General features: G+C 58.0%; 23 protein-coding genes. 11 read left to right on the forward strand and 12 right to left on the reverse strand.

The window, feature by feature from the left end; all coding sequences use genetic code 11:
- The first annotated feature begins 28 nt into the window (after nucleotides 1-28).
- The 5 genes from metA (at nucleotide 29) to ACFWW4_RS16710 (ending at nucleotide 4,011) form a co-directional block, all read left to right on the forward strand.
- The gene (gene metA, locus ACFWW4_RS16690; protein ID WP_411891901.1) at nucleotides 29-946 is read left to right on the forward strand and encodes a homoserine O-acetyltransferase MetA; all 918 of its coding nucleotides are present in this window, start codon (nucleotides 29-31) and stop codon (nucleotides 944-946) included.
- Nucleotides 936-1,925, forward strand: a complete 990-nt coding sequence (locus tag ACFWW4_RS16695; RefSeq protein ID WP_411891902.1) for an alpha/beta fold hydrolase — start codon at nucleotides 936-938, stop codon at nucleotides 1,923-1,925. The genes metA and ACFWW4_RS16695 overlap by 11 nt, the downstream gene beginning before the upstream one ends.
- Before the next feature lie 87 nt (nucleotides 1,926-2,012).
- A complete protein-coding gene (gene ppk2 / locus ACFWW4_RS16700; RefSeq protein WP_411891903.1) occupies nucleotides 2,013-2,882 on the forward strand; it encodes a polyphosphate kinase 2 in 870 nt (289 codons plus the stop codon).
- Nucleotides 2,875-3,492, forward strand: coding sequence for a TetR/AcrR family transcriptional regulator (locus ACFWW4_RS16705; RefSeq protein WP_393928446.1), 618 nt, complete (start codon nucleotides 2,875-2,877; stop codon nucleotides 3,490-3,492). Before ppk2 ends, ACFWW4_RS16705 begins: the two co-directional genes overlap by 8 nt.
- Nucleotides 3,493-3,495: 3 nt before the next feature.
- Entirely contained in the window at nucleotides 3,496-4,011 is a 516-nt protein-coding gene (locus ACFWW4_RS16710) for an acyloxyacyl hydrolase (RefSeq protein WP_411891904.1), read from the forward strand.
- A gap of 309 nt (nucleotides 4,012-4,320) precedes the next feature.
- Here the strand turns inward: ACFWW4_RS16710 and ACFWW4_RS16715 are convergent, their stop codons facing one another.
- Genes ACFWW4_RS16715 through ACFWW4_RS16725 form a run of 3 tightly spaced genes read right to left on the reverse strand, consistent with a single transcriptional unit; the run spans nucleotide 4,321 to nucleotide 7,072 of the window.
- Nucleotides 4,321-5,406, reverse strand: a complete 1,086-nt coding sequence (locus ACFWW4_RS16715; protein WP_411891905.1) for an ABC transporter ATP-binding protein — start codon at nucleotides 5,404-5,406, stop codon at nucleotides 4,321-4,323.
- Nucleotides 5,403-6,203: an ABC transporter permease gene (locus tag ACFWW4_RS16720; protein WP_393928449.1), complete on the reverse strand. Its 801-nt coding sequence runs from the start codon at nucleotides 6,201-6,203 to the stop codon at nucleotides 5,403-5,405. The genes ACFWW4_RS16715 and ACFWW4_RS16720 overlap by 4 nt, the downstream gene beginning before the upstream one ends.
- The gene (locus ACFWW4_RS16725; RefSeq protein WP_411891906.1) at nucleotides 6,200-7,072 is read right to left on the reverse strand and encodes an ABC transporter permease; all 873 of its coding nucleotides are present in this window, start codon (nucleotides 7,070-7,072) and stop codon (nucleotides 6,200-6,202) included. Before ACFWW4_RS16725 ends, ACFWW4_RS16720 begins: the two co-directional genes overlap by 4 nt.
- A 100-nt stretch (nucleotides 7,073-7,172) precedes the next feature.
- On the opposite strand from ACFWW4_RS16725, the gene ACFWW4_RS16730 reads away from it, so the two are divergent.
- The gene (locus ACFWW4_RS16730; RefSeq protein WP_411891967.1) at nucleotides 7,173-7,412 is read left to right on the forward strand and encodes an Lrp/AsnC ligand binding domain-containing protein; all 240 of its coding nucleotides are present in this window, start codon (nucleotides 7,173-7,175) and stop codon (nucleotides 7,410-7,412) included.
- A 50-nt stretch (nucleotides 7,413-7,462) separates the two neighbouring features.
- Here the strand turns inward: ACFWW4_RS16730 and rpsI are convergent, their stop codons facing one another.
- Nucleotides 7,463-7,963, reverse strand: a complete 501-nt coding sequence (gene rpsI, locus ACFWW4_RS16735) for a 30S ribosomal protein S9 (protein ID WP_393928451.1) — start codon at nucleotides 7,961-7,963, stop codon at nucleotides 7,463-7,465.
- The gene (gene rplM, locus ACFWW4_RS16740; RefSeq protein WP_393928452.1) at nucleotides 7,963-8,460 is read right to left on the reverse strand and encodes a 50S ribosomal protein L13; all 498 of its coding nucleotides are present in this window, start codon (nucleotides 8,458-8,460) and stop codon (nucleotides 7,963-7,965) included. Before rplM ends, rpsI begins: the two co-directional genes overlap by 1 nt.
- Nucleotides 8,461-8,701: 241 nt before the next feature.
- Between rplM and ACFWW4_RS16745 the strand changes: the two genes are divergently transcribed.
- Together ACFWW4_RS16745 and ACFWW4_RS16750 are read left to right on the forward strand one after the other, a co-directional pair.
- Nucleotides 8,702-9,016, forward strand: a complete 315-nt coding sequence (locus ACFWW4_RS16745; protein ID WP_411891907.1) for a hypothetical protein — start codon at nucleotides 8,702-8,704, stop codon at nucleotides 9,014-9,016.
- Nucleotides 9,016-10,059: a hypothetical protein gene (locus ACFWW4_RS16750; protein WP_411891908.1), complete on the forward strand. Its 1,044-nt coding sequence runs from the start codon at nucleotides 9,016-9,018 to the stop codon at nucleotides 10,057-10,059. Before ACFWW4_RS16745 ends, ACFWW4_RS16750 begins: the two co-directional genes overlap by 1 nt.
- Here the strand turns inward: ACFWW4_RS16750 and ACFWW4_RS16755 are convergent.
- Nucleotides 10,052-10,477 (reverse strand): PaaI family thioesterase, encoded by a 426-nt coding sequence (locus ACFWW4_RS16755; RefSeq protein WP_411891909.1) that lies wholly within the window; start codon nucleotides 10,475-10,477, stop codon nucleotides 10,052-10,054. The two genes, ACFWW4_RS16750 and ACFWW4_RS16755, sit on opposite strands and share 8 nt — an antisense overlap.
- Nucleotides 10,478-10,528: 51 nt before the next feature.
- Between ACFWW4_RS16755 and ACFWW4_RS16760 the strand changes: the two genes are divergently transcribed.
- Nucleotides 10,529-11,311, forward strand: coding sequence for an enoyl-CoA hydratase (locus ACFWW4_RS16760; RefSeq protein ID WP_411891910.1), 783 nt, complete (start codon nucleotides 10,529-10,531; stop codon nucleotides 11,309-11,311).
- On the opposite strand, the gene ACFWW4_RS16765 is transcribed toward ACFWW4_RS16760, so the two are convergent.
- The 3 genes from ACFWW4_RS16765 to ACFWW4_RS16775 all read right to left on the reverse strand — a co-directional run bounded on the left by ACFWW4_RS16765 (nucleotide 11,308) and on the right by ACFWW4_RS16775 (nucleotide 14,815).
- Nucleotides 11,308-12,777 carry a carboxypeptidase M32 gene (locus ACFWW4_RS16765; protein ID WP_411891911.1) on the reverse strand — a complete coding sequence of 490 codons (1,470 nt, stop codon included), beginning with the start codon at nucleotides 12,775-12,777 and terminating at the stop codon, nucleotides 11,308-11,310. The two genes, ACFWW4_RS16760 and ACFWW4_RS16765, sit on opposite strands and share 4 nt — an antisense overlap.
- A gap of 3 nt (nucleotides 12,778-12,780) precedes the next feature.
- On the reverse strand, nucleotides 12,781-13,914 hold the full coding sequence (gene ctaA, locus ACFWW4_RS16770) for a heme A synthase (protein WP_411891912.1): 1,134 nt from the start codon (nucleotides 13,912-13,914) through the stop codon (nucleotides 12,781-12,783).
- A 154-nt stretch (nucleotides 13,915-14,068) separates the two neighbouring features.
- The gene (locus ACFWW4_RS16775; RefSeq protein WP_411891913.1) at nucleotides 14,069-14,815 is read right to left on the reverse strand and encodes an RNA methyltransferase; all 747 of its coding nucleotides are present in this window, start codon (nucleotides 14,813-14,815) and stop codon (nucleotides 14,069-14,071) included.
- Here ACFWW4_RS16775 and ACFWW4_RS16780 point away from each other — a divergent pair.
- Together ACFWW4_RS16780 and ACFWW4_RS16785 are read left to right on the forward strand one after the other, a co-directional pair.
- A complete protein-coding gene (locus ACFWW4_RS16780; RefSeq protein WP_411891914.1) occupies nucleotides 14,814-15,212 on the forward strand; it encodes a TfoX/Sxy family protein in 399 nt (132 codons plus the stop codon). The genes ACFWW4_RS16775 and ACFWW4_RS16780 overlap by 2 nt on opposite strands.
- A 61-nt stretch (nucleotides 15,213-15,273) precedes the next feature.
- Entirely contained in the window at nucleotides 15,274-15,900 is a 627-nt protein-coding gene (locus ACFWW4_RS16785) for a thiamine phosphate synthase (protein ID WP_411891915.1), read from the forward strand.
- Here the strand turns inward: ACFWW4_RS16785 and ACFWW4_RS16790 are convergent.
- The 3 genes from ACFWW4_RS16790 to ACFWW4_RS16800 form a co-directional block, all read right to left on the reverse strand.
- The gene (locus tag ACFWW4_RS16790; RefSeq protein WP_411891968.1) at nucleotides 15,862-16,653 is read right to left on the reverse strand and encodes a lysophospholipid acyltransferase family protein; all 792 of its coding nucleotides are present in this window, start codon (nucleotides 16,651-16,653) and stop codon (nucleotides 15,862-15,864) included. The two genes, ACFWW4_RS16785 and ACFWW4_RS16790, sit on opposite strands and share 39 nt — an antisense overlap.
- Nucleotides 16,654-16,699: 46 nt before the next feature.
- Complete coding sequence (locus tag ACFWW4_RS16795; RefSeq protein ID WP_411891916.1) at nucleotides 16,700-17,476, reverse strand: GNAT family N-acetyltransferase; 777 nt, start codon at nucleotides 17,474-17,476, stop codon at nucleotides 16,700-16,702.
- Nucleotides 17,477-17,607: 131 nt separating this feature from the next.
- Nucleotides 17,608-17,790 carry a DUF3553 domain-containing protein gene (locus ACFWW4_RS16800; protein ID WP_411891917.1) on the reverse strand — a complete coding sequence of 61 codons (183 nt, stop codon included), beginning with the start codon at nucleotides 17,788-17,790 and terminating at the stop codon, nucleotides 17,608-17,610.
- Between the last annotated feature and the right edge of the window lie 26 nt (nucleotides 17,791-17,816).

Below are 17,816 nucleotides of genomic sequence, written 5' to 3' on the forward strand. Positions count from 1 at the left end.
TCTCTTCCCCCTGATCAGGATTTGTCCCATGCCCATCAAACTGCCTGCCGCCCTGCCCGCCTATGACGTCCTGTCCAAGGAAGGCGTCATGGTGCTTGATGAAGACACCGCCGCCCGCCAGGATATCCGGCCTCTACGGATTGCGCTTCTGAACCTGATGCCCAAAAAGATCCAGACCGAAAACCAGTTCGCCCGGCTGATCGGGGCCACACCGCTGCAGATCGAATTCTCGCTGATCCGGATGTCTGAACACCAGACCAAAAACACCGCCGCGGCCCATATGGAGGAATTCTACCACCCCTTCAGCGAGGTGCAGGATCAGAAATTCGACGGGCTGATTATCACCGGTGCCCCCATCGAACACCTGCCCTTCGAAGATGTTACATATTGGGATGAACTCACCCAGGTCTTCGACTGGACCCAAACCCATGTACATTCCACCTTCGGGGTCTGCTGGGGGGGCATGGCGATGATCAACTATTTCCACGGCGTGCAAAAACACATTCTGGATCACAAGGCCTTCGGCTGCTTCCGGCACAGAAACACAGCACCCGCGTCACCCTATCTGCGGGGCTTCTCGGATGATTGCGTGATCCCCGTCAGCCGCTGGACCGAAATGCGCCAAGACGAGATTGACGCGGCCAAAGGCCTGAACACACTGATCACCAGCGACGAAGCCGGGCCCTGCCTGGTCGAAGACCCGGGCCACCGCGCGCTCTATATCTTCAACCATTTCGAATATGACAGCGGCACGCTCAAGCAGGAATATGACCGCGATATCGCCAATGGCACGCCGATCAACGTGCCAATGAACTATTATCCGGACGATGACCCAACGGCAGAACCGCAAAACAGGTGGCGAAGCCACGCACACCTTCTATATGGCAACTGGATAAACGAGATTTACCAGACGACCCATTTCGAGGTGGACAAAATTGGCACGTAAAACCCTTGCATTCACGACAGCCACATTGGGGCTGGGCGCAATACTCACGACATTCAGCGCGGGCTATCGCACCGCCAAGGCGGAAGAGGCCTTTCCCCCGATCGGCGAATTTGTCGATGTGACCGGCGGGCGCGTGCATTACGTACAAGAGGGCAGCGGCCCACATGTGATCCTGCTGCATGGGGCTGGCGGCAACCTGCGGGAATTCACCTTCGATCTGATGGACCGGCTGACGGATCGTTATACGGTCACCGCCTTTGACCGGCCAGGGCTGGGATATACCGACCGTGTCCCCGGTATCGCAACCGGGGCATTGGCCACCGAAGGGGACCCACCGCGTGCCCAGGCGCGCATGCTACGCGAGGCCGCCAGCATGATCGGCATCGAAAGCCCCATTGTCGTCGGGCATAGCATGGGCGGGATTATCAGCTATGCTTGGGCGGTTGAGGGTCTGGATGAGGACAGCCTCGTCAATGCCGCAGCCATCGTATCACTTGCCGGCGTGACCATGCCCTGGCCCGGCGATCTGGGGAACTACTACACCGTAAACGGCAGCGCATTTGGCGGCGCGGTCACCATACCACTGATCTCGGCGCTTGCCCCGGAAAGCCGGGTGCGTGCCGGGATCGAGGATATCTTTGCACCGCAATCCTCGCCTGAGGGTTACGCCGAATACATTGGTGCGCCGCTTACCCTGCGGGTGGATAGTTTCCGGGCCAATGTCAGGCAGGTCAACACGCTCCGGCCCAAAGTGGTCGAGATGTCAGCGCGCTATCCCGAATTGACACTCCCCATCGAAATTCTGCATGGCACAGCGGACACCACCGTGCCGATCCATGTGCATGCCGAAGAGGTGATCAAGGTGGCGCCCACCGCTAGACTGACGCGGCTCGATGGGATCGGGCATATGCCCCAGCAAACAAACCCGGTCGAAACCGTCGCCGCCATTAACCGGGCCGCGGAAAGGGCCGGCTTCTGATCGGGGCCCGGGGCGCAAATCAGACCCGAATTGCGCTCCGCCTCTGGAAGCCCCATATATGTAATCCAGAAGATCGGGAGAGTTTTCATGGATTTACCCTTTGATGGCGGCATCAGCCGCTATTACCAAGAGGACGCGCCCGCCGACGTCCGTGCCATCATAGAAGGCGCTGGCAATTCCAAAATTCTCAACGACAGCTATCCTTATAACAAACGCTGGAAGCGCGGCGAGTATGAGGCCGCTCTTGAGTTGCTGCAAATCGAACTCGTGCGCATGCAAGCCTGGGTGCGCGACACCGGCCAGCGCATCGCCATTGTTTTCGAAGGGCGAGACGCCGCTGGCAAAGGCGGTACGATCAAACGCTTCCGCGAAAATCTGAACCCGCGCGGCGCACGCCTTGTGGCACTGTCCAAACCGACCGAAACCGAAGCCGCGCAATGGTATTTCCAACGCTACATCGCCCATTTGCCCGCAAAGGGTGAGATCACTATCTTCGACCGTAGCTGGTACAACCGCGGCGTGGTCGAACATGTGTTTGACTTCTGCACGCCGGCGCAACGTGCGCTCTGGTTCAAACAGGTTCCCGAATTCGAACATATGCTGGCACAGGAGGGGATCAAACTCTTCAAAATCTGGCTCAATGTCGGCCGGGCCACACAGTTGAAACGGTTCCTCGACCGGGAAAGCGATCTGCTGAAACAGTGGAAACTCAGCTGGATCGATGTCAAAGGGCTGTCCAAATGGGATGAATACACAGACGCCATCCAGGAAACACTGGACAAGACCCATTCTGAGGAAGGACCATGGACCATTATCCGTTCTGACGATAAGCGCCGCGCGCGCATCCAGGCAATCCGCAGTATCCTGACCCAGCTTGACTATGCCCGCAAAGACCCCAAAGCGCTGGGCAAAATCGACCCCCAAATCGCAGGAGGCCCAGACCTCTGGCATGCCTAAACGCGGTTATCATCACGGCAATCTGCGCGAGGCGCTGATCGACGGCTGTCTGCGGCTGATCGAAAAGCGCGGGCCAACGGGTTTCACGCTCTCCGAAGCGGCGCGCGAGGCAGGGGTCACCCCCGCCGCCGTTTACCGGCATTTCGAAGGCCGCGAAGACCTCATCGCCGCCGCCGCACATCAAGGGTACGAGATGTTCGGCGACCTGATGGAATACGCCTATGGCGAAGGCCAACCATCCGCCCTCGCCGCGTTCGAGGCGACCGGGCGCGCCTATCTGGCCTTCGCACGTAAAAACCCCGGCCACTACATCGCCATGTTCGAATCCGGGATATCAATCAACCGCACGCCAGAACTGCACGCCGTCGCGACCCGCGCCATGGGCGTACTGGAAAAAGCCGCAGAGGAACTCAGCCAGCATATTCCGGCTGAAAAGCGGCCACCGCCGCAGATGTTCAGCGCCCACATCTGGGCCATGTCCCACGGGGTTGTCGAACTTTTTGCCCGCTCCAACCCCGGCACCAAAAGCCCCTTCCCGCCCGAGGACCTACTGGAATCCGGTATCGGTATCTACCTGCGGGGCCTCGGCCTCATTGAACCGGATCGCTGACCCATGGATGGAACCCTCGCCGTCATCTGGCTGATCACCAGCCTCGCCGATATGGGATTGAACGAATGTGCCTCTGGCTGCGTTGCCCAACGGGACGCCCCGTCTCGCCTCTGGGTGCAGGGCGGACAGGTGATTTTTCAGGAGGAAGAGATCGGCGAAGAAATTTATGTCGGCTATGACGCGCCACGCCGCTACGGGCCGTTCCAAATCACCTACGGTGCCTCAATCACCGATGAAGGGGCTGGATGGGTCGGTGCCGGGGCCACATGGACCACACGCAATTTCTCAGATGGGCCATTCTTCATCGAAACCTCCTTCATGCCCGGACTATATGCCCAGGGCGACGGCCCCGACCTTGGTGGGGTCCTGCATTTCCGCTCGGCTTTCGGCGCAGGCTACATCTTCGACAATGGTGCGACGCTGACGGTCAGCTACGACCACCGCTCCAACGGGGATATCCAGGATCTTAATCCAGGTCTGGAAACACTCTCGGTGCGATATGCGGTCAGGCTGAACTAGAGCGAAATCCCAAAAATCTGAATCAGATTTTTGATTTCAAGACAGATGCAACCGTTGCTCCTGTCTTGTCGCCGAGAAAATCTGCGTTGCAGATTTTACGGACGACGCTCTAAGCGGCGTCAAACGCAACACTCTGTTAACGAATGACCACCGCACGGTCCGTTACTGTCCACGCACCGCCAAGTTGCCATACGCATGGCCGACGCAAGTCCGACGCTTTGCCGACACCGCATTTTCCATATTTTGCAGGCGTTAACGGGTCTTTTTTGAAATTCCGCGGCGACACCAACAAACCCGTTGCGCGTACGCCTAGTTAAGCAATACCAAAGACCGCTCATCCCACACCACCCGCGTCGCGGCACCAACATCCAGAACCGGGCGTCCGATCACATTTTTCATCGCGATATTCAGTGGTTTTTCAACACCTTGAACCCGCACATCGTAATAGGTCATGTCGCCATAATAAACGACCTCATCCACTACCCCGTCGATCAACCGCAGATCGGTCGTTTCGCCATCAAAAAGCAGGCTGAGCGTTTCAGGCCGGATGCCAACAATCGCCTTGCCAGTATTCACCGGCTCCGGCACCTGATCCGGCGAAATCGTCACCCGTCCCAGACCCGATATTTCCAGATCAACGGGGTCGTTTGATGATCGGACCACTACGTCCAGAAAGTTCATTTTTCCAATAAAATCAGCGACCTGCTGATTACGCGGACGACGATAAAGGGTCTCGGCATCCGCAAGTTGTCCGATCCGCCCTTCAAACATCACCGCAATTCGGTCGGACATCACCAGCGCCTCCTCCTGATCGTGTGTGACCAGGATGAACGTGATCCCCACATGGCGTTGCAGGCGCATCAGCTCCACCTGCATCTGTTCGCGCATCTTCTTGTCCAGCGCCGAAAGGGGTTCATCCAGCAGGAGCACTTTTGGCTTCAAAATCAATGCCCTGGCCAATGCAACGCGCTGCCGCTGCCCGCCAGACAAGGCATGTGCGGCGCGCTTGCCATAGCCATCCAGACCCACCATATCCAGCGCATCCTCAACCAGCGTCTGTTTCGCCTTGGCATTCAGATCGGACCGTTTGCGCAGGCCAAATGCGACGTTCTCAGCAACGCTCAAATGCGGAAAAATCGCATAAGACTGAAATACCATGTTCGTCGGGCGCAGATTGGCCGGCACGCCAGCCATATCCTTGCCGCCAATGGTCACTAACCCTTTGGAAACACTTTCAAATCCCGCAATTGTGCGCAGCAGGGTCGTCTTCCCGCAGCCAGATGGGCCAAGCAGGGAAAAGAACTCGCCCTCGCGAATCTCAAGATCAATATCGCGCAAGGCGTGATAGTCGCCATAGTGCTTGTTAACACCCTTCAAAGTGATCAATGGGGTCACAGAAACCCTCCCTTGTCCTTCACCCCGACACGCGCCATGCCACGGCGACGCAGGATTTCTGCGATTGTTAACAACAGGATAGACAGCGCAACCAGGATCGTGCCAAGTGCCATGACAACCGGCAAAGATTGTGGAAAGCGCAGCAACCCCCAGATATAGACCGGCATTGTCGGGCTCGACCCCGATAGAAAAAACGCGATGATGAATTCATCCAAGCTAATCGTGAACGCAATCAGCATTGATGCGATAATCCCAGGCATCACCAGTGGCAAAGTGACAAGGCGAAAGGCTGAAAACCGGCTCTCTCCCAAATCCATCGCCGCCTCTTCCATCGACGGATCCAGGTTCTGAAACGCTCCATTAAGGATTGCGATAGAAAACGGTGTGCAGATAAGCACATGTGCCGCGATGATCGTCCAATTGGACAGCCCCAGATCAAGGATCTGCACAACCACCACCAAGAGCGACACCGCCACAATAATCTCAGGCAAAACAAGGGGTAACATGATAAACCCCATGATCCCGGCCTTCATGGGAAAGCGGTACATCGCACCCGCGCGCGCCGCACAGACACCCAGCAAAGTGGACAGAATCGATGTCATCACCGCAATGAAAAGCGAATTGCCAACAGCCGTATGCAATGCGCTGTTGGTCATCAGTTCACCAAACCACTTCGTCGTGCCCCCGCTCAGCGGAAAGGCAATAATCGTCGCGTCATTAAACGCGAAGATCGGCAGTAAAGCGATTGGGGCATAAAGAAAAATCAGATAAGCAATGGCATAGACACGCAGGCTCATGATCGCCCCTTCAACCATCGACGGTTCAGCAGAACAAAGACAAGCGAAATCGCCGATACGCTCAGCATCGCGACAATGGCCAGCGCCGCACCCAATGGCGCGTTATTGAGCGCCAGAAACTGCGTCTGGATCATGTTCGCAATCAGCTTGCCACCCGCCCCGCCCATCAGCTCAGGCGTGACATAATCCCCGATCGTCGGGATAAAGACGATCAGAACAGCCGCCACAACACCCGGCATCGACAGCGGTAAAGTGACCCGCAGAAAGGTCATGAATTTGCTTTCGCCTAGATCCTGGCTCGCCTCCAACAGCGAGCGATCTATTTTTTCGAGCGCCACGAAAATCGGCAGGATCGCAAAAGGGGCAAAGGCATGGGCCAGCGTGATGATCACTGCGTTTACATTATACAGGATAAAGGTAAGCGGTTCCTCGATCAGGCCCAAATTGATCAGTCCGGTATTGATCACGCCGTTATAGCCCAGGATCACTTTCCATAGGAAAACCCGGATCAGATAGGATGTCCAAAAGGGGATCGTGATCAGAAACAGCCACAGCGACTTACGTTCTGGTCTGACATGGAAGGACACGAAATAAGCCACTGGAAAGGCTAGGATAACCGTCACAATGGTCACGCAACCGGCCACGAATAACGACCGCTGCAGCAAGGCACCATAGATCGGTTTTTCAGCAATCTCGCGGTAGTTGTTAAGGGTAAAAGTCGTATCCACTGTCATGAAATCCTGCGTCCAGAAACTGAACAACAGGATCGCCCCCAACGGCACTGCGAGCAGCGCCAGCGCATAGATCAAGGGCGGGCTGACCATCAGCAACCCCTGCCCGCCTTCCGTCGCTGTCAATCTGCGCCACATCCGCTGATGCTTTCCCGGCGCGACGAAAAGATCAAGACACAGAATTTGCATCATGCGCCGCAACAGCTATGGTCATTCCAAACCCCGATCTTAGGAAAACCTGATGACCTGCGTCTTTGTCCAGATCCGCTGCAAACCCGGCACCACCTATGATGTGGCCGACGCCATCGCCCTGCGCGAAATCCATTCGGAACTCTATTCCACCAGCGGCGATTTCGACCTGCTGATGAAGCTCTACATCCCCGAGGGCGAGGATGTAGGCAAATATATCAACGAAAACCTATTGGATATCAAAGGGATAGAGCGATCCCTGACCACCCTGACTTTCAAGGCGTTTTAACGAAAAAGGCGGCCAAAACGGACCGCCCTTTCCAAAAAACTCGCCAGCAATTAGCGCTTGGAGAACTGGAAGCTCTTGCGCGCTTTCGCTTTACCGTATTTCTTCCGCTCAACCACGCGGCTGTCGCGGGTCAGGAAGCCGGCCGCTTTCAGCGCCGGACGCAGGCTTGGGTCATAAAGCTGCAGCGCCTTGGACACGCCGTGCTTGACCGCGCCAGCCTGACCGGACAAACCGCCGCCTTTGACGGTGGCAACCACGTCAAACTGACCTGTCACGCCAGCAACCGAAAACGGCTGGGCGAGGATCATTTGCAGCACAGGACGGGCGAAATAGCTATTCATGTCCTTGCCGTTGACAGTCACCTTGCCTGAACCCGGCTTGATCCAGACACGGGCAACCGCATCCTTGCGCTTACCGGTGGCGTAGGACCGGCCCAGTTCGTCGCGAACAGGTTCACGGGGGGCGGCAGTTTCAACCACAGGTGCATCAACAGCTTCGACGCCCTCGGCGACTTGGCCCAGCTCTTCGAGCGAGTTTACTTGATCGGCCATTATGCACTCCCCGGTGTGCCGGTTGTGTCGGCTTTATGCTGTGTACGTGTGTTCTTTTTGTTCATGGAAGCAACATCCAGAACTTCGGGCTTCTGGGCATCCATGCCATGTTCAGCGCCTGCAAAAACGCGCAGGTTTGTCATTTGCTTGCGGCTCAGCTTGCCACCGGGCAGCATGCGCTGAATGGCCTTCATCACAACGCGCTCGGGGTGGGCGCCTTCGAGGATCTCTGCCTTGGTCTTGGATTTGATCCCGCCGGGATGGCCGGTGTGCCAATAATAACGCTCATCACGCTTATTGCCAGTCATCTGGATTTTTTCAGCGTTGATGACGATCACGTTGTCGCCCATATCCATGTGCGGCGTAAAGGATGGCTTGTGCTTGCCGCGCAAGCGCATGGCGACGATCGACGCAAGACGGCCCAGAACAACGCCTTCGGCGTCGATCAGGATCCATTTCTTGTCGATATCCGCCGGGGTCGCGGTAAAGGTTTTCATATCTCACCAATATCGTTGGGGTGGCATCGGCCACGGAGGTCATTCAGATTGCGCCGTTATAGAGAGATGCGATTGGCAGTCAAGCGGCGCTTGCTTGAATAATCGATGTAAAAACAATGTATTAGAAATTAGGTATTATTTTACCCCATAAATCACTCGACGTTAGTTATGCCGGTTCTCTTGCCAAACCGGATCCACCTGCCCACAAGTTTTGATCAGCGACCACAGGCATTCGGCACCCATGTTTCTTGATCTCCTTCTCCCCTATGTTTTCGGGCTCATCTTACTGGTGGTCGCAACCCTTGTAGGAATCTTTCCGGTCACAAAGTTGATCCAGATCTATGAAGGCAAACACGAGTTGAAACAAGGCTCAGCCGGCTGGCTCAGAACCGTGTCAGGCTGGTCGATCATCGCCTTCTGGATCATGACCACATGGTTTCTGGCAACAATCCTTGGCGACTGGTCCAGCAGCGGCGATCTGGAAGGCGCGATCAATCGGTCTTGGTTGCGGTTGCGTATCCTGCTTGAGATCGCCGTCGCATTGGGTGATGACTGATGGCGCTGCGCGCGGCCCAATCCGATTTGCAATGCGCAGCCTGTGGCGGCCAGTGCAGCTATTCTCCCTCTGACGCAGCACTGAAATGCACAAGCTGCGGTGCCGTTCACCCGATTGCACATGACAGCAGCACCGATCCGGCGCGCGAATTCCACTATCACCCGGACACCGCCCACACCGAACAAACCATTCTGACCAACACAAGAACTCATCAATGCCGGACCTGCGGGGGTGAGGTTGTGTTTACCGGCCCTGCCCTGTCCGAACGCTGCGCCTATTGCGATGGACCTGTCGTTCTTAAAGCTCAGGAAGCCAGCTATCAGACCATGGGGGTCATCCCGTTCCGGATCACCGAAGCCGAGGCACAAGAGCGCGCACTGGCTTGGGTCAAGGCGCGGCTTGCAGCCCCTGATGATCTGCCGGGTATCGTATCGCAAGGGCGCGTTGCGGGGCTATATGCCCCGTTCTGGACCTTTGATAGCCGCGAGGCCGTCAATTACCTCGCCCGATACAGGGTCAAGCGTGGCAAGAACTGGGAAACCCGTTCGACCGGCGGCGATATGACAGTTGTCTTTGATGATCTGCTGATGCCCGCATCGCACCATATCACGCCCCTGATCCGCGACGGCATCTTGCATGATTTCCACCCCGACAGCCTGCGATCTTATGATCCGGCCTATCTGGCGGGTTTTGCTGCCGAACGGCATCATCAAAGCGTGGGCGAAGGACTGGCTGCCAATGCCGCCGACAAGGACCTGCTGATCCGCAACCAGATCAAGAAGCGGATCAATAAAAACCGGATCATCGATCTGAGCTACAAGACCGATACAACCGGTATTCGTTATCGGCGCATCCTGCTACCGGTCTGGATTCTGCATTATCACTATGGCGACAAACCCAAGAAGATCGTTGTCTGCGGGATTCACGGGCGCACCTTTGGCGAACGCCCGTTTTCGCGCCTGAAACTTGCCGGTTATGCCGCAGCAGTTTCAGCGGCCACGATCCTGATTGGTTGGGTCTGGGGCGCGGCCCAGTTCATTTAGGTGCGGGCGGTATGGAATAGGTGAGCGAGGCGCGGGCGACCGGGGCCACCTGCCCTTCACTGAAAAGAACGGCATCACCAACGGCCAGCACCCGACCGAGTTTCAGCAACCGCGTCTCGCAGATCATGTCAGCATGGGCCGCCGGTTTGCGCATGAAATCAATCGCACAATTCGTGGTCACAGCCAGTGCGACAGGCCCGATCCGACCCAATATCGCCAGATACATGCCCACATCGGCCAGTGCGAACATGGACGGACCAGACACCGTACCACCGGGCCGCAGATGGCGTTCCGCCACTTTCAGCCGCACGCGCACGCCGTCCGGTGTCAGCTCTTCAATCAGAAAATCATCGCCAAGTTGCGGAAACTGCTCAGCAACGAACGCTTCCAACTGCGGAATATCCATCTTCAGTTCCATATCGGCCTCCGCTGACTTAACCTTGGGTCAAATCAGCACGGGAGGGTGATGATGACAATCCTTGAACGCAGTGACGCGGCGTCGGTCGCAACGCTGACCATGAACGCGCCGGCGCGCCTGAACGCGCTGTCTGACGCGATGATCGCGGCGCTGCATCATGCGTTGGACGGTATCGCTAATGACTCGAACGTGCGTGTTGTCATTCTACGGGGTATGGGCAAGGCATTCTGTGCCGGCCACGATCTGAAGGAAATGCAGGCGGGCCGTCAGGCAGAGGATGGTGGTGCCGCCTATTTCAAGGACCTGTTCGACCGCTGTGCGGCACTGATGGCACGCGTTCAATCCCTGCCCCAGCCTGTCATCGCGCAGGTCCACGGCATCGCGACGGCGGCCGGCTGTCAGCTGGTCGCGACCTGCGACATGGCGATATCGGACGATGAAACCCGTTTTGGTGTGAACGGGGTGAATATCGGGCTGTTCTGTTCGACCCCAATGGTCGCGCTGACCCGCAACATCGCCCGCAAGGCCGCGTTCGAGATGCTGACCACCGGCCGATTTGTCAATGCGCGCGAAGCTCAGGATCTGGGACTCATCAATCGCGCCGTGCATTCGGATGCGCTGGAGCGAGAGACACAAGAACTGGCTCAGTCTATCGCAGCCAAACTGCCCTCAGCCGTCAAGATCGGGAAAGAGGCATTTTACCAGCAAATTCAAATGCCTGTCGTAGATGCCTATCGTTTCACCGGGGAGGTCATGGTGCACAACATGCTGGATCAAGACACTGACGAAGGGATCAATGCCTTTCTGGAAAAACGTGACCCGGACTGGAGTTAGAGCCCGTAGATGCCCCCGAATTTATCCTCAAGATAATCCAAAAGCGGACCCTCATCCGGCGCCTTTCCGGCGGCGTGCTCGATCGTCTCCACCGGGCTGCGCAAGCCGCCGAATTGCTGCAGGCTGTTGCGCAGCCACCCTGTGGCCCGCGATGTGTCACCATTGGCCAGATCATCATCCAGGCCAAGTACATCTGCGCGCATGGCGTCGTGCAAACACCCGGCATAGACATTGCCCAGCGTGTAGGTCGGGAAATAGCCGAACAGCCCTTCCGACCAGTGCACATCCTGCAAGACACCGTTTGAGGGTCTGTCGACCGCATAGCCAAAATCAGCCTTGAACCGGTCGTTCCAGGCGGCTTCCAGATCGTTCACCGCCAGATCGCCGGCGATCAGCGCACGTTCCAGATCAAAACGCAGCAGGACATGCAGATTATATTGCACCTCATCCGCTTCGGTGCGGATAAACCCGTCATGCACGCGGTTCACCGTGGCATAGAATGCCTCTTCATCCGCAATACCGAAATCACCGAAGGTGTCGCGCATTTGGCCGTAGAGCCAGCCGGTAAAGGCGCGGCTACGCCCCAGCTGGTTTTCATAGATGCGGCTTTGGCTTTCATGCACACCCATTGATACACCACGCCCAAGCGGGGTCAGAAGGTGTTGATCATCAATACCTTGCTCATAGGTGGCATGGCCGACCTCATGCACGGTCGAGTAGAAGCAGTTGAAGGGATCCTCCGCGCTCGTCCGCGTGGTAATCCGCACATCCAAGCCTGAGCCAGAGGAAAACGGATGGACTGCCTTGTCGATTCGCCCGTTTTCCAGGCTGTAGCCGAAGGCGAGTGCCAGCTTCCTGGAAATCTCCAACTGCCCGGCCTCGTCGAAGGTACCCGATAGCGATGCGGGGGCGGGCTGATCGAGGATGGCCGCGCGCAGCGCCACGAGCCGGGGCCGCAATGCATCGAACATGGCGGCAAGGCTGGCGCCTGTGGCACCGGGTTCATAGTCATCGAGCAGCGCATCATAAGGGTCGGCGTCGCCTGCAACGGCTGATGCCTCTTCTTTCCTCAGGTCCACAACCTTTTGTAAAATAGGCAGAAAAGCGGCAACATCTTCATCCGCTCTAGCCTGCGCCCAGATACGATGCGCCAGCGATGTTGTCTTGGCCAGTTCCGCTGCGAGCCGCGCAGGCACCTTTGCGGTACGTTCGTAGCTGCGCCTGATCTCGCGCAGGTTGGCCGCCGCGATATCATCCTCGGCCTCTGCCTTTTCCAGCCATTCGCCAACGCGCGGGTCGATCCGGCGGGCGTGCAGAATGTTGGCCATGGCGCCGTGTTCTTCGGATCGTTGCGGCGTGGCCCCTTCGGGCATGACGGTTTCCTGATCCCACCCGAGCCGACCGGCGATTTGGCTAAGCGCCTCAGTTTCCCGCTGAAACGCCATAAGGTCTTGATATGCTGACATGGTTTATCCTCGGACGGATTGTGGAATGGGGTATTGCGCCAGAAAACGCCCACGCAGGATCATCGCCCAAAGCAGGACTGCGCCGAACTGATGCAGGATCGCGATGTGCCACGGCGCGGAATAGATCACGGTCACAATGCCCAGTACCATCTGGATGAACATCATCGCGATGACCATGTTAAAAGCCGCCCGCGTACGCCGGTTTGCGGACTTTCGCGCCCGCAGCCAGACGAAAATACCGAACAAAAACAAAATGTAACCGGCCATTCTGTGCATGAATTGCACCAGTCCCGCGTCTTCGAAAAAGTTGCGCCAGACCGGTTGCAGATCGAATGGCTGTGGCGGCAGGAGGCCACCGGCCATCAAGGGCCAGTCAGGATAGGCGCGGCCTGCATCGATGCCGGCGACAAGGGCGCCGATCAGAATTTGCAGGAACGCGAAACCGATTAACACATTGTAAAGACGCGACAATCCTGCATCCGCACTACGGCGCGCCTGAAGCAGTTCGGCCTGTGTGCGGCCCAGCCGGTAGATGTACCATGCGATGAAACCGAAGATGACAAAGGCCAGACCAAGATGCGTGGCAAGCCGGTAAGAGGCGACATCAAGCATGCCTTCACGCAGGCCGGATGACACCATCCACCAGCCGATGAAGCCCTGCAATCCACCAAGCGCGCCGATGAAAAGGAGCCTGCCGGTCCAGCCGGGCGGGATCTTTTTCGTTGCAAGAAAGAACAGGAATCCTGCCGCCCAGACCACGCCAATGACCCGGCCCAATTGCCGATGCCCCCATTCCCACCAGTAGATGACCTTGAATTCTTCCAAAGTCATCCCTTTGTTTTGCAACTGATATTCGGGAATGGCACGGTATTTGTCGAACTCTTCGGTCCAGGCCTCTGCCGACATCGGGGGCATTGCACCGGTGACCGGTTTCCATTCGGTGATGGACAGACCGCTATCGGTCAGACGGGTCAAACCCCCTACGGCGATCATGATCACGACCAATGCAAATAGCACCATCAGCCAAATGCGGATCGCGCCCCGCGCGCCCTGCCCCGCCTTGTCGATCCCGCCGGGTGTGGCGGTCTGTTTCGGGGTTTCGCCGACCTCTTCAAAGATGCTGCGCTTGGATGGCATGGTTGCTCCGCAATTGCTTGGCCGGAACCTATGTCTGACGCCGGGCGGCTGCAAGCGTCAGGATGCCGCGCGAGGCCAAAATGGGCGGTCGGCATCGCGTCGGATTTGCGTCGGCAAAACGTCGGACCCCAACGAGCGCTTGGCGGACCGGATATTAACCTTTATCGCGTTCTTTCCAGCGGACCATCTGCCGCATGATCCCGTGCAGCATCTGCACATCCGCCCGCGTCAGCGGCATCCGTGACCACAAATTGCGCATGTTGATTTTCATGTTCGCGGCCTTGTGGTCGGGAAAGAAGAACCCGGCCTGATCCAGACGTTTCTCGTAATGATCAGCCAGCTTTTCGATTTCGATCTGTTCGGCCCAGTCACCAAGTGCGTCGACACGGGTCGCCTCCGTCGGGACGGTATCCCGCCGCCATTCATACCCGGTCAGCAACACACATTGCGCAAGGTTGAGCGACGGGAAATCCGGATTGATCGGCACCGAGATGATCGCGTTGGCGCGTGCGATGTCATCGTTTTCCATCCCCGCCCGTTCTGGGCCGAACATCACGGCGACCTTTTCGCCCGCTGCAATCCGCGCCCGCGCATCCTGCATCGCGGCCTCTGGCGTGAAGACGGGTTTGGTCAGACCGCGTGGCCGCGCGGTCGTGGCGTAGACGAAGGAACAATCGGCGATGGCGCCGGCCGTGTCATCGAACAGCTGTGCCTCGTCCAGTAACCGCCCGGCCCCGCTGGCCATCGCGACGGCCTTTTGATTGGGCCAGCCATCGCGCGGATCGACGATGCGCATCCGGTCCAGTCCAAAATTCCACATCGCCCGCGCGGCTGCCCCGATATTTTCACCCATCTGGGGCCGGATCAGGACAAATGCAGGTTGTGGATGAGGGGTTGGCATGCTGGTTCCTTTTGGTGGTCGCGGCGTGATACGCTGCGCCAAATCGCAAGGCAAGGAGGGGGTCATGGCCTATGATGAAGGGCACGCGGAACTGATGCGTACCGAACTGGCTGATGAGGTGGGGATTTCAGAGAAGAAGATGTTTGGCGGCTTATGTTTCCTGAAACATGGCAACATGATCTGTGGCGTGCATCGTGGCGGTGGCATGGCGCGGGTCGGCAAGGCGGCTGAGGCCGAGGCGCTACAGATTGATGGAGTGGCAGAGCTGTCCTTTACCGGGCGCAAGATGGGTGGGATGGTCGATATCTCGGAAGATCTCATCGCTGATGATGCCCGCCGCACGCAGATCGTGAAAATGGCACTGGCCTATGCGTCATCACTGCCACCCAAGGCATAGCCAAGCCTGCCAATCCCGGTTACAAACGCCCGCAACGCAAGAATAATTCCGGAACGCCCCGATGTCGGACGCCCAAGATGCACCGCAAATCTATCTGATCACCCCGTCAGAGTTTGACCTTTCCACCTATCCCGATCAACTGGCCGCTTGTCTTGACGCGACCGAGGTCGCCTGCGTGCGGCTGGCGCTGGCCACCAAGGATGACATGCGCATTTCCAAGGCTGCCGATGCCCTGCGCGAGGTGACCCATGCCCGTGACGTGGCGCTAGTGATCGACAGCCATATCCTGATGGTGGAACGGCTGGGCCTTGACGGGGTGCATCTGCCCGATGGTGCCCGGTCGGTCAAGAAAGTGCGCAAGGATCTGGGCCCTGATGCCATTGTCGGCAGCTTTTGCGGCAATTCCCGCCATGACGGCATGACCGCTGGTGAACTGGGCGCGGATTATGTGAGCTTTGGCCCCGTTGGTGTGACGCCCTTGGGTGATGGCCGTCAGGCGGAACTGGAGCTGTTTGAATGGTGGTCGCTGATGATCGAGGTGCCGGTTGTGGCCGAAGGGGCGCTTGACGCCGACCTGATCCGGGCCTTGGCCCCGCACACTGATTTCTTCGGGATTGGTGATGAGGTTTGGTCGCAGGATGATCCTGTGTCAGCCCTGCACGATTTGCGTGTCGCTATGGGCGGTTAGGCCAGCGCGCACCTGTTCTTCGAGCGTTTTGGCCAGTGTCTTGCGGTCGCTGAAGACCGCCAAACTGATTGGATCATGGTAATGGACACTCACCCCACCCTGCCGTGGCGCTGACAGCACCCCAAGAAGATGCGGGGCCAGTTCAATATCCCCCCACCATCCGTAAAAGCGTGGATCAACGCCGACAGGCGCCTCATAATTCAGGGTCACGGGCTGCAGTTGCAGCTGATCGGCGAGGGCCGGATCGAAGAAAGCCCCAAACAGCGCGGGTTTGAACGGCAGCACCCGCCGCCCGTCGGTTGATGTGCCTTCGGGAAAGAACAGAAGTTTGTGCCCCGCCGCAAGCCTGGTGCGAAATAGGTCGATTTGCTGGGCAACCTCGCGCCGATCCCGTTTGATGAACACCGTACCTGTGGCACGGGCCAGCCAGCCGATACCGGGCCAGCCTGCGACCTCTGCCTTGGCGACGAAGTAGATCCGTTTGCGCGCGTTCAGCGCCAGAATGTCCAGCCACGAGACGTGATTGGACACGACGGCACCGGGGCCTTGCATGGGCGCGCCGATGGTCTGGTATCGCATTCCGAGGATGCGAAAGGCGTTGCGGCAGACAAATTGGGTGATATGCGGCGTGATGGGGCGGCGTTGCCCAAAAAGCGGCCATTCGACCAGCCGAACCATAAGCAGGATCACAAGCCCGCCAAAGACAAGCAGACCCAAAGGTATCCCGCGCCGCGCCACCCTGACCCAGCCCATGGGACTGACCGTTGGCAAGGTGGGGTCGTCATCGCTGTACCAGACGTCAGGCAAGCCCCTGGCCCCGTTCATAGACACGCCGCTGCATCGCCCCCACCGCGTCGGTCGGCAGGATCAGGCAGATATCGGTTGTGTTGAATGCGTGATCGACAAAGGCGCCGTCGCCCACCACGCCGCCAAGGCGCAGATAGGCCTTGATCAGGGCCGGAATGGCGCGCGTGGCCGCCACTTTGTCGATCTGGTCGATGTCGCAGATGTTCATGGCACGCGCCCCCGGCGGTCGCGCCGTCACCCGCAGGTGTTCCGGGGCCAGATGCCGGTCATGCAGCAGGCTGAGCGGTGCAGCCAATGCGGCGACATCGGTGCCATGGAAAGAGGCCACGCCAAAGAGGATGTCGATGTCATTGTCCGCCACAAAATCTGCCAACCCGGACCACAGATGCATGAGTCCCGGACCCCGCCGATAGGCCGGATGCAGGCAGGACCGCCCGAGTTCCAGAAGTGTCTGACCGGTCGCCTTGAGCGGGGTCAGATCATACTCATCTTCACAATAATACTGCCCAGCCGCTGCTGCACCTGCTGCTGTCATCACCCGGTAGACCCCGACAATCCGGTCATCCGCCGGCCGGGTCATATCGCGCAGGATGATGTGGATCGCATGATCATCGAACCGGTCACGTTCCAGTCGGGCCGCGTGGTCAACCATGGGGCCGGTGCCGCCCAGTTCTTCGATAAACACGCGATAGCGCAATCGCTGGGCTGCTGCGATCTCTGCCTTGGTTTGCGCGATGGAGGTTTTGAAAAGAGGGCCGTGCCGGTTCATCTGTCTGCGGACCCTTTTGCCTGCGGGATTTTTCTAGGAGTGTGGTAACCTTTTGGCAACCAATTCCTCGCTAGCTGGGAGTTACGAACGTTGACAGAAAACTCCTGCGTGCTACCCATGGTTGAACCGATTTACGTGGATCCGATCAAGATGAGCGTGACCTGCGTCGCATCAATCACAACCTTGCCTTCCTCGCGGAAGTTCACGGTGATCTTGCCGCCGATATTCGATTGTACCTGCCCGACGCCCCAGCCGGGTTGCTGCGGGTGCTGCACCAACATGCCCGGTGTCAGCAATGCGTTGATATCTGACATGTCTTTCCCCTCAGGACGGAGTTTGC

This window comes from Yoonia sp. SDW83-1, from assembly GCF_046762885.1.
Lineage (GTDB): Bacteria > Pseudomonadota > Alphaproteobacteria > Rhodobacterales > Rhodobacteraceae > Yoonia.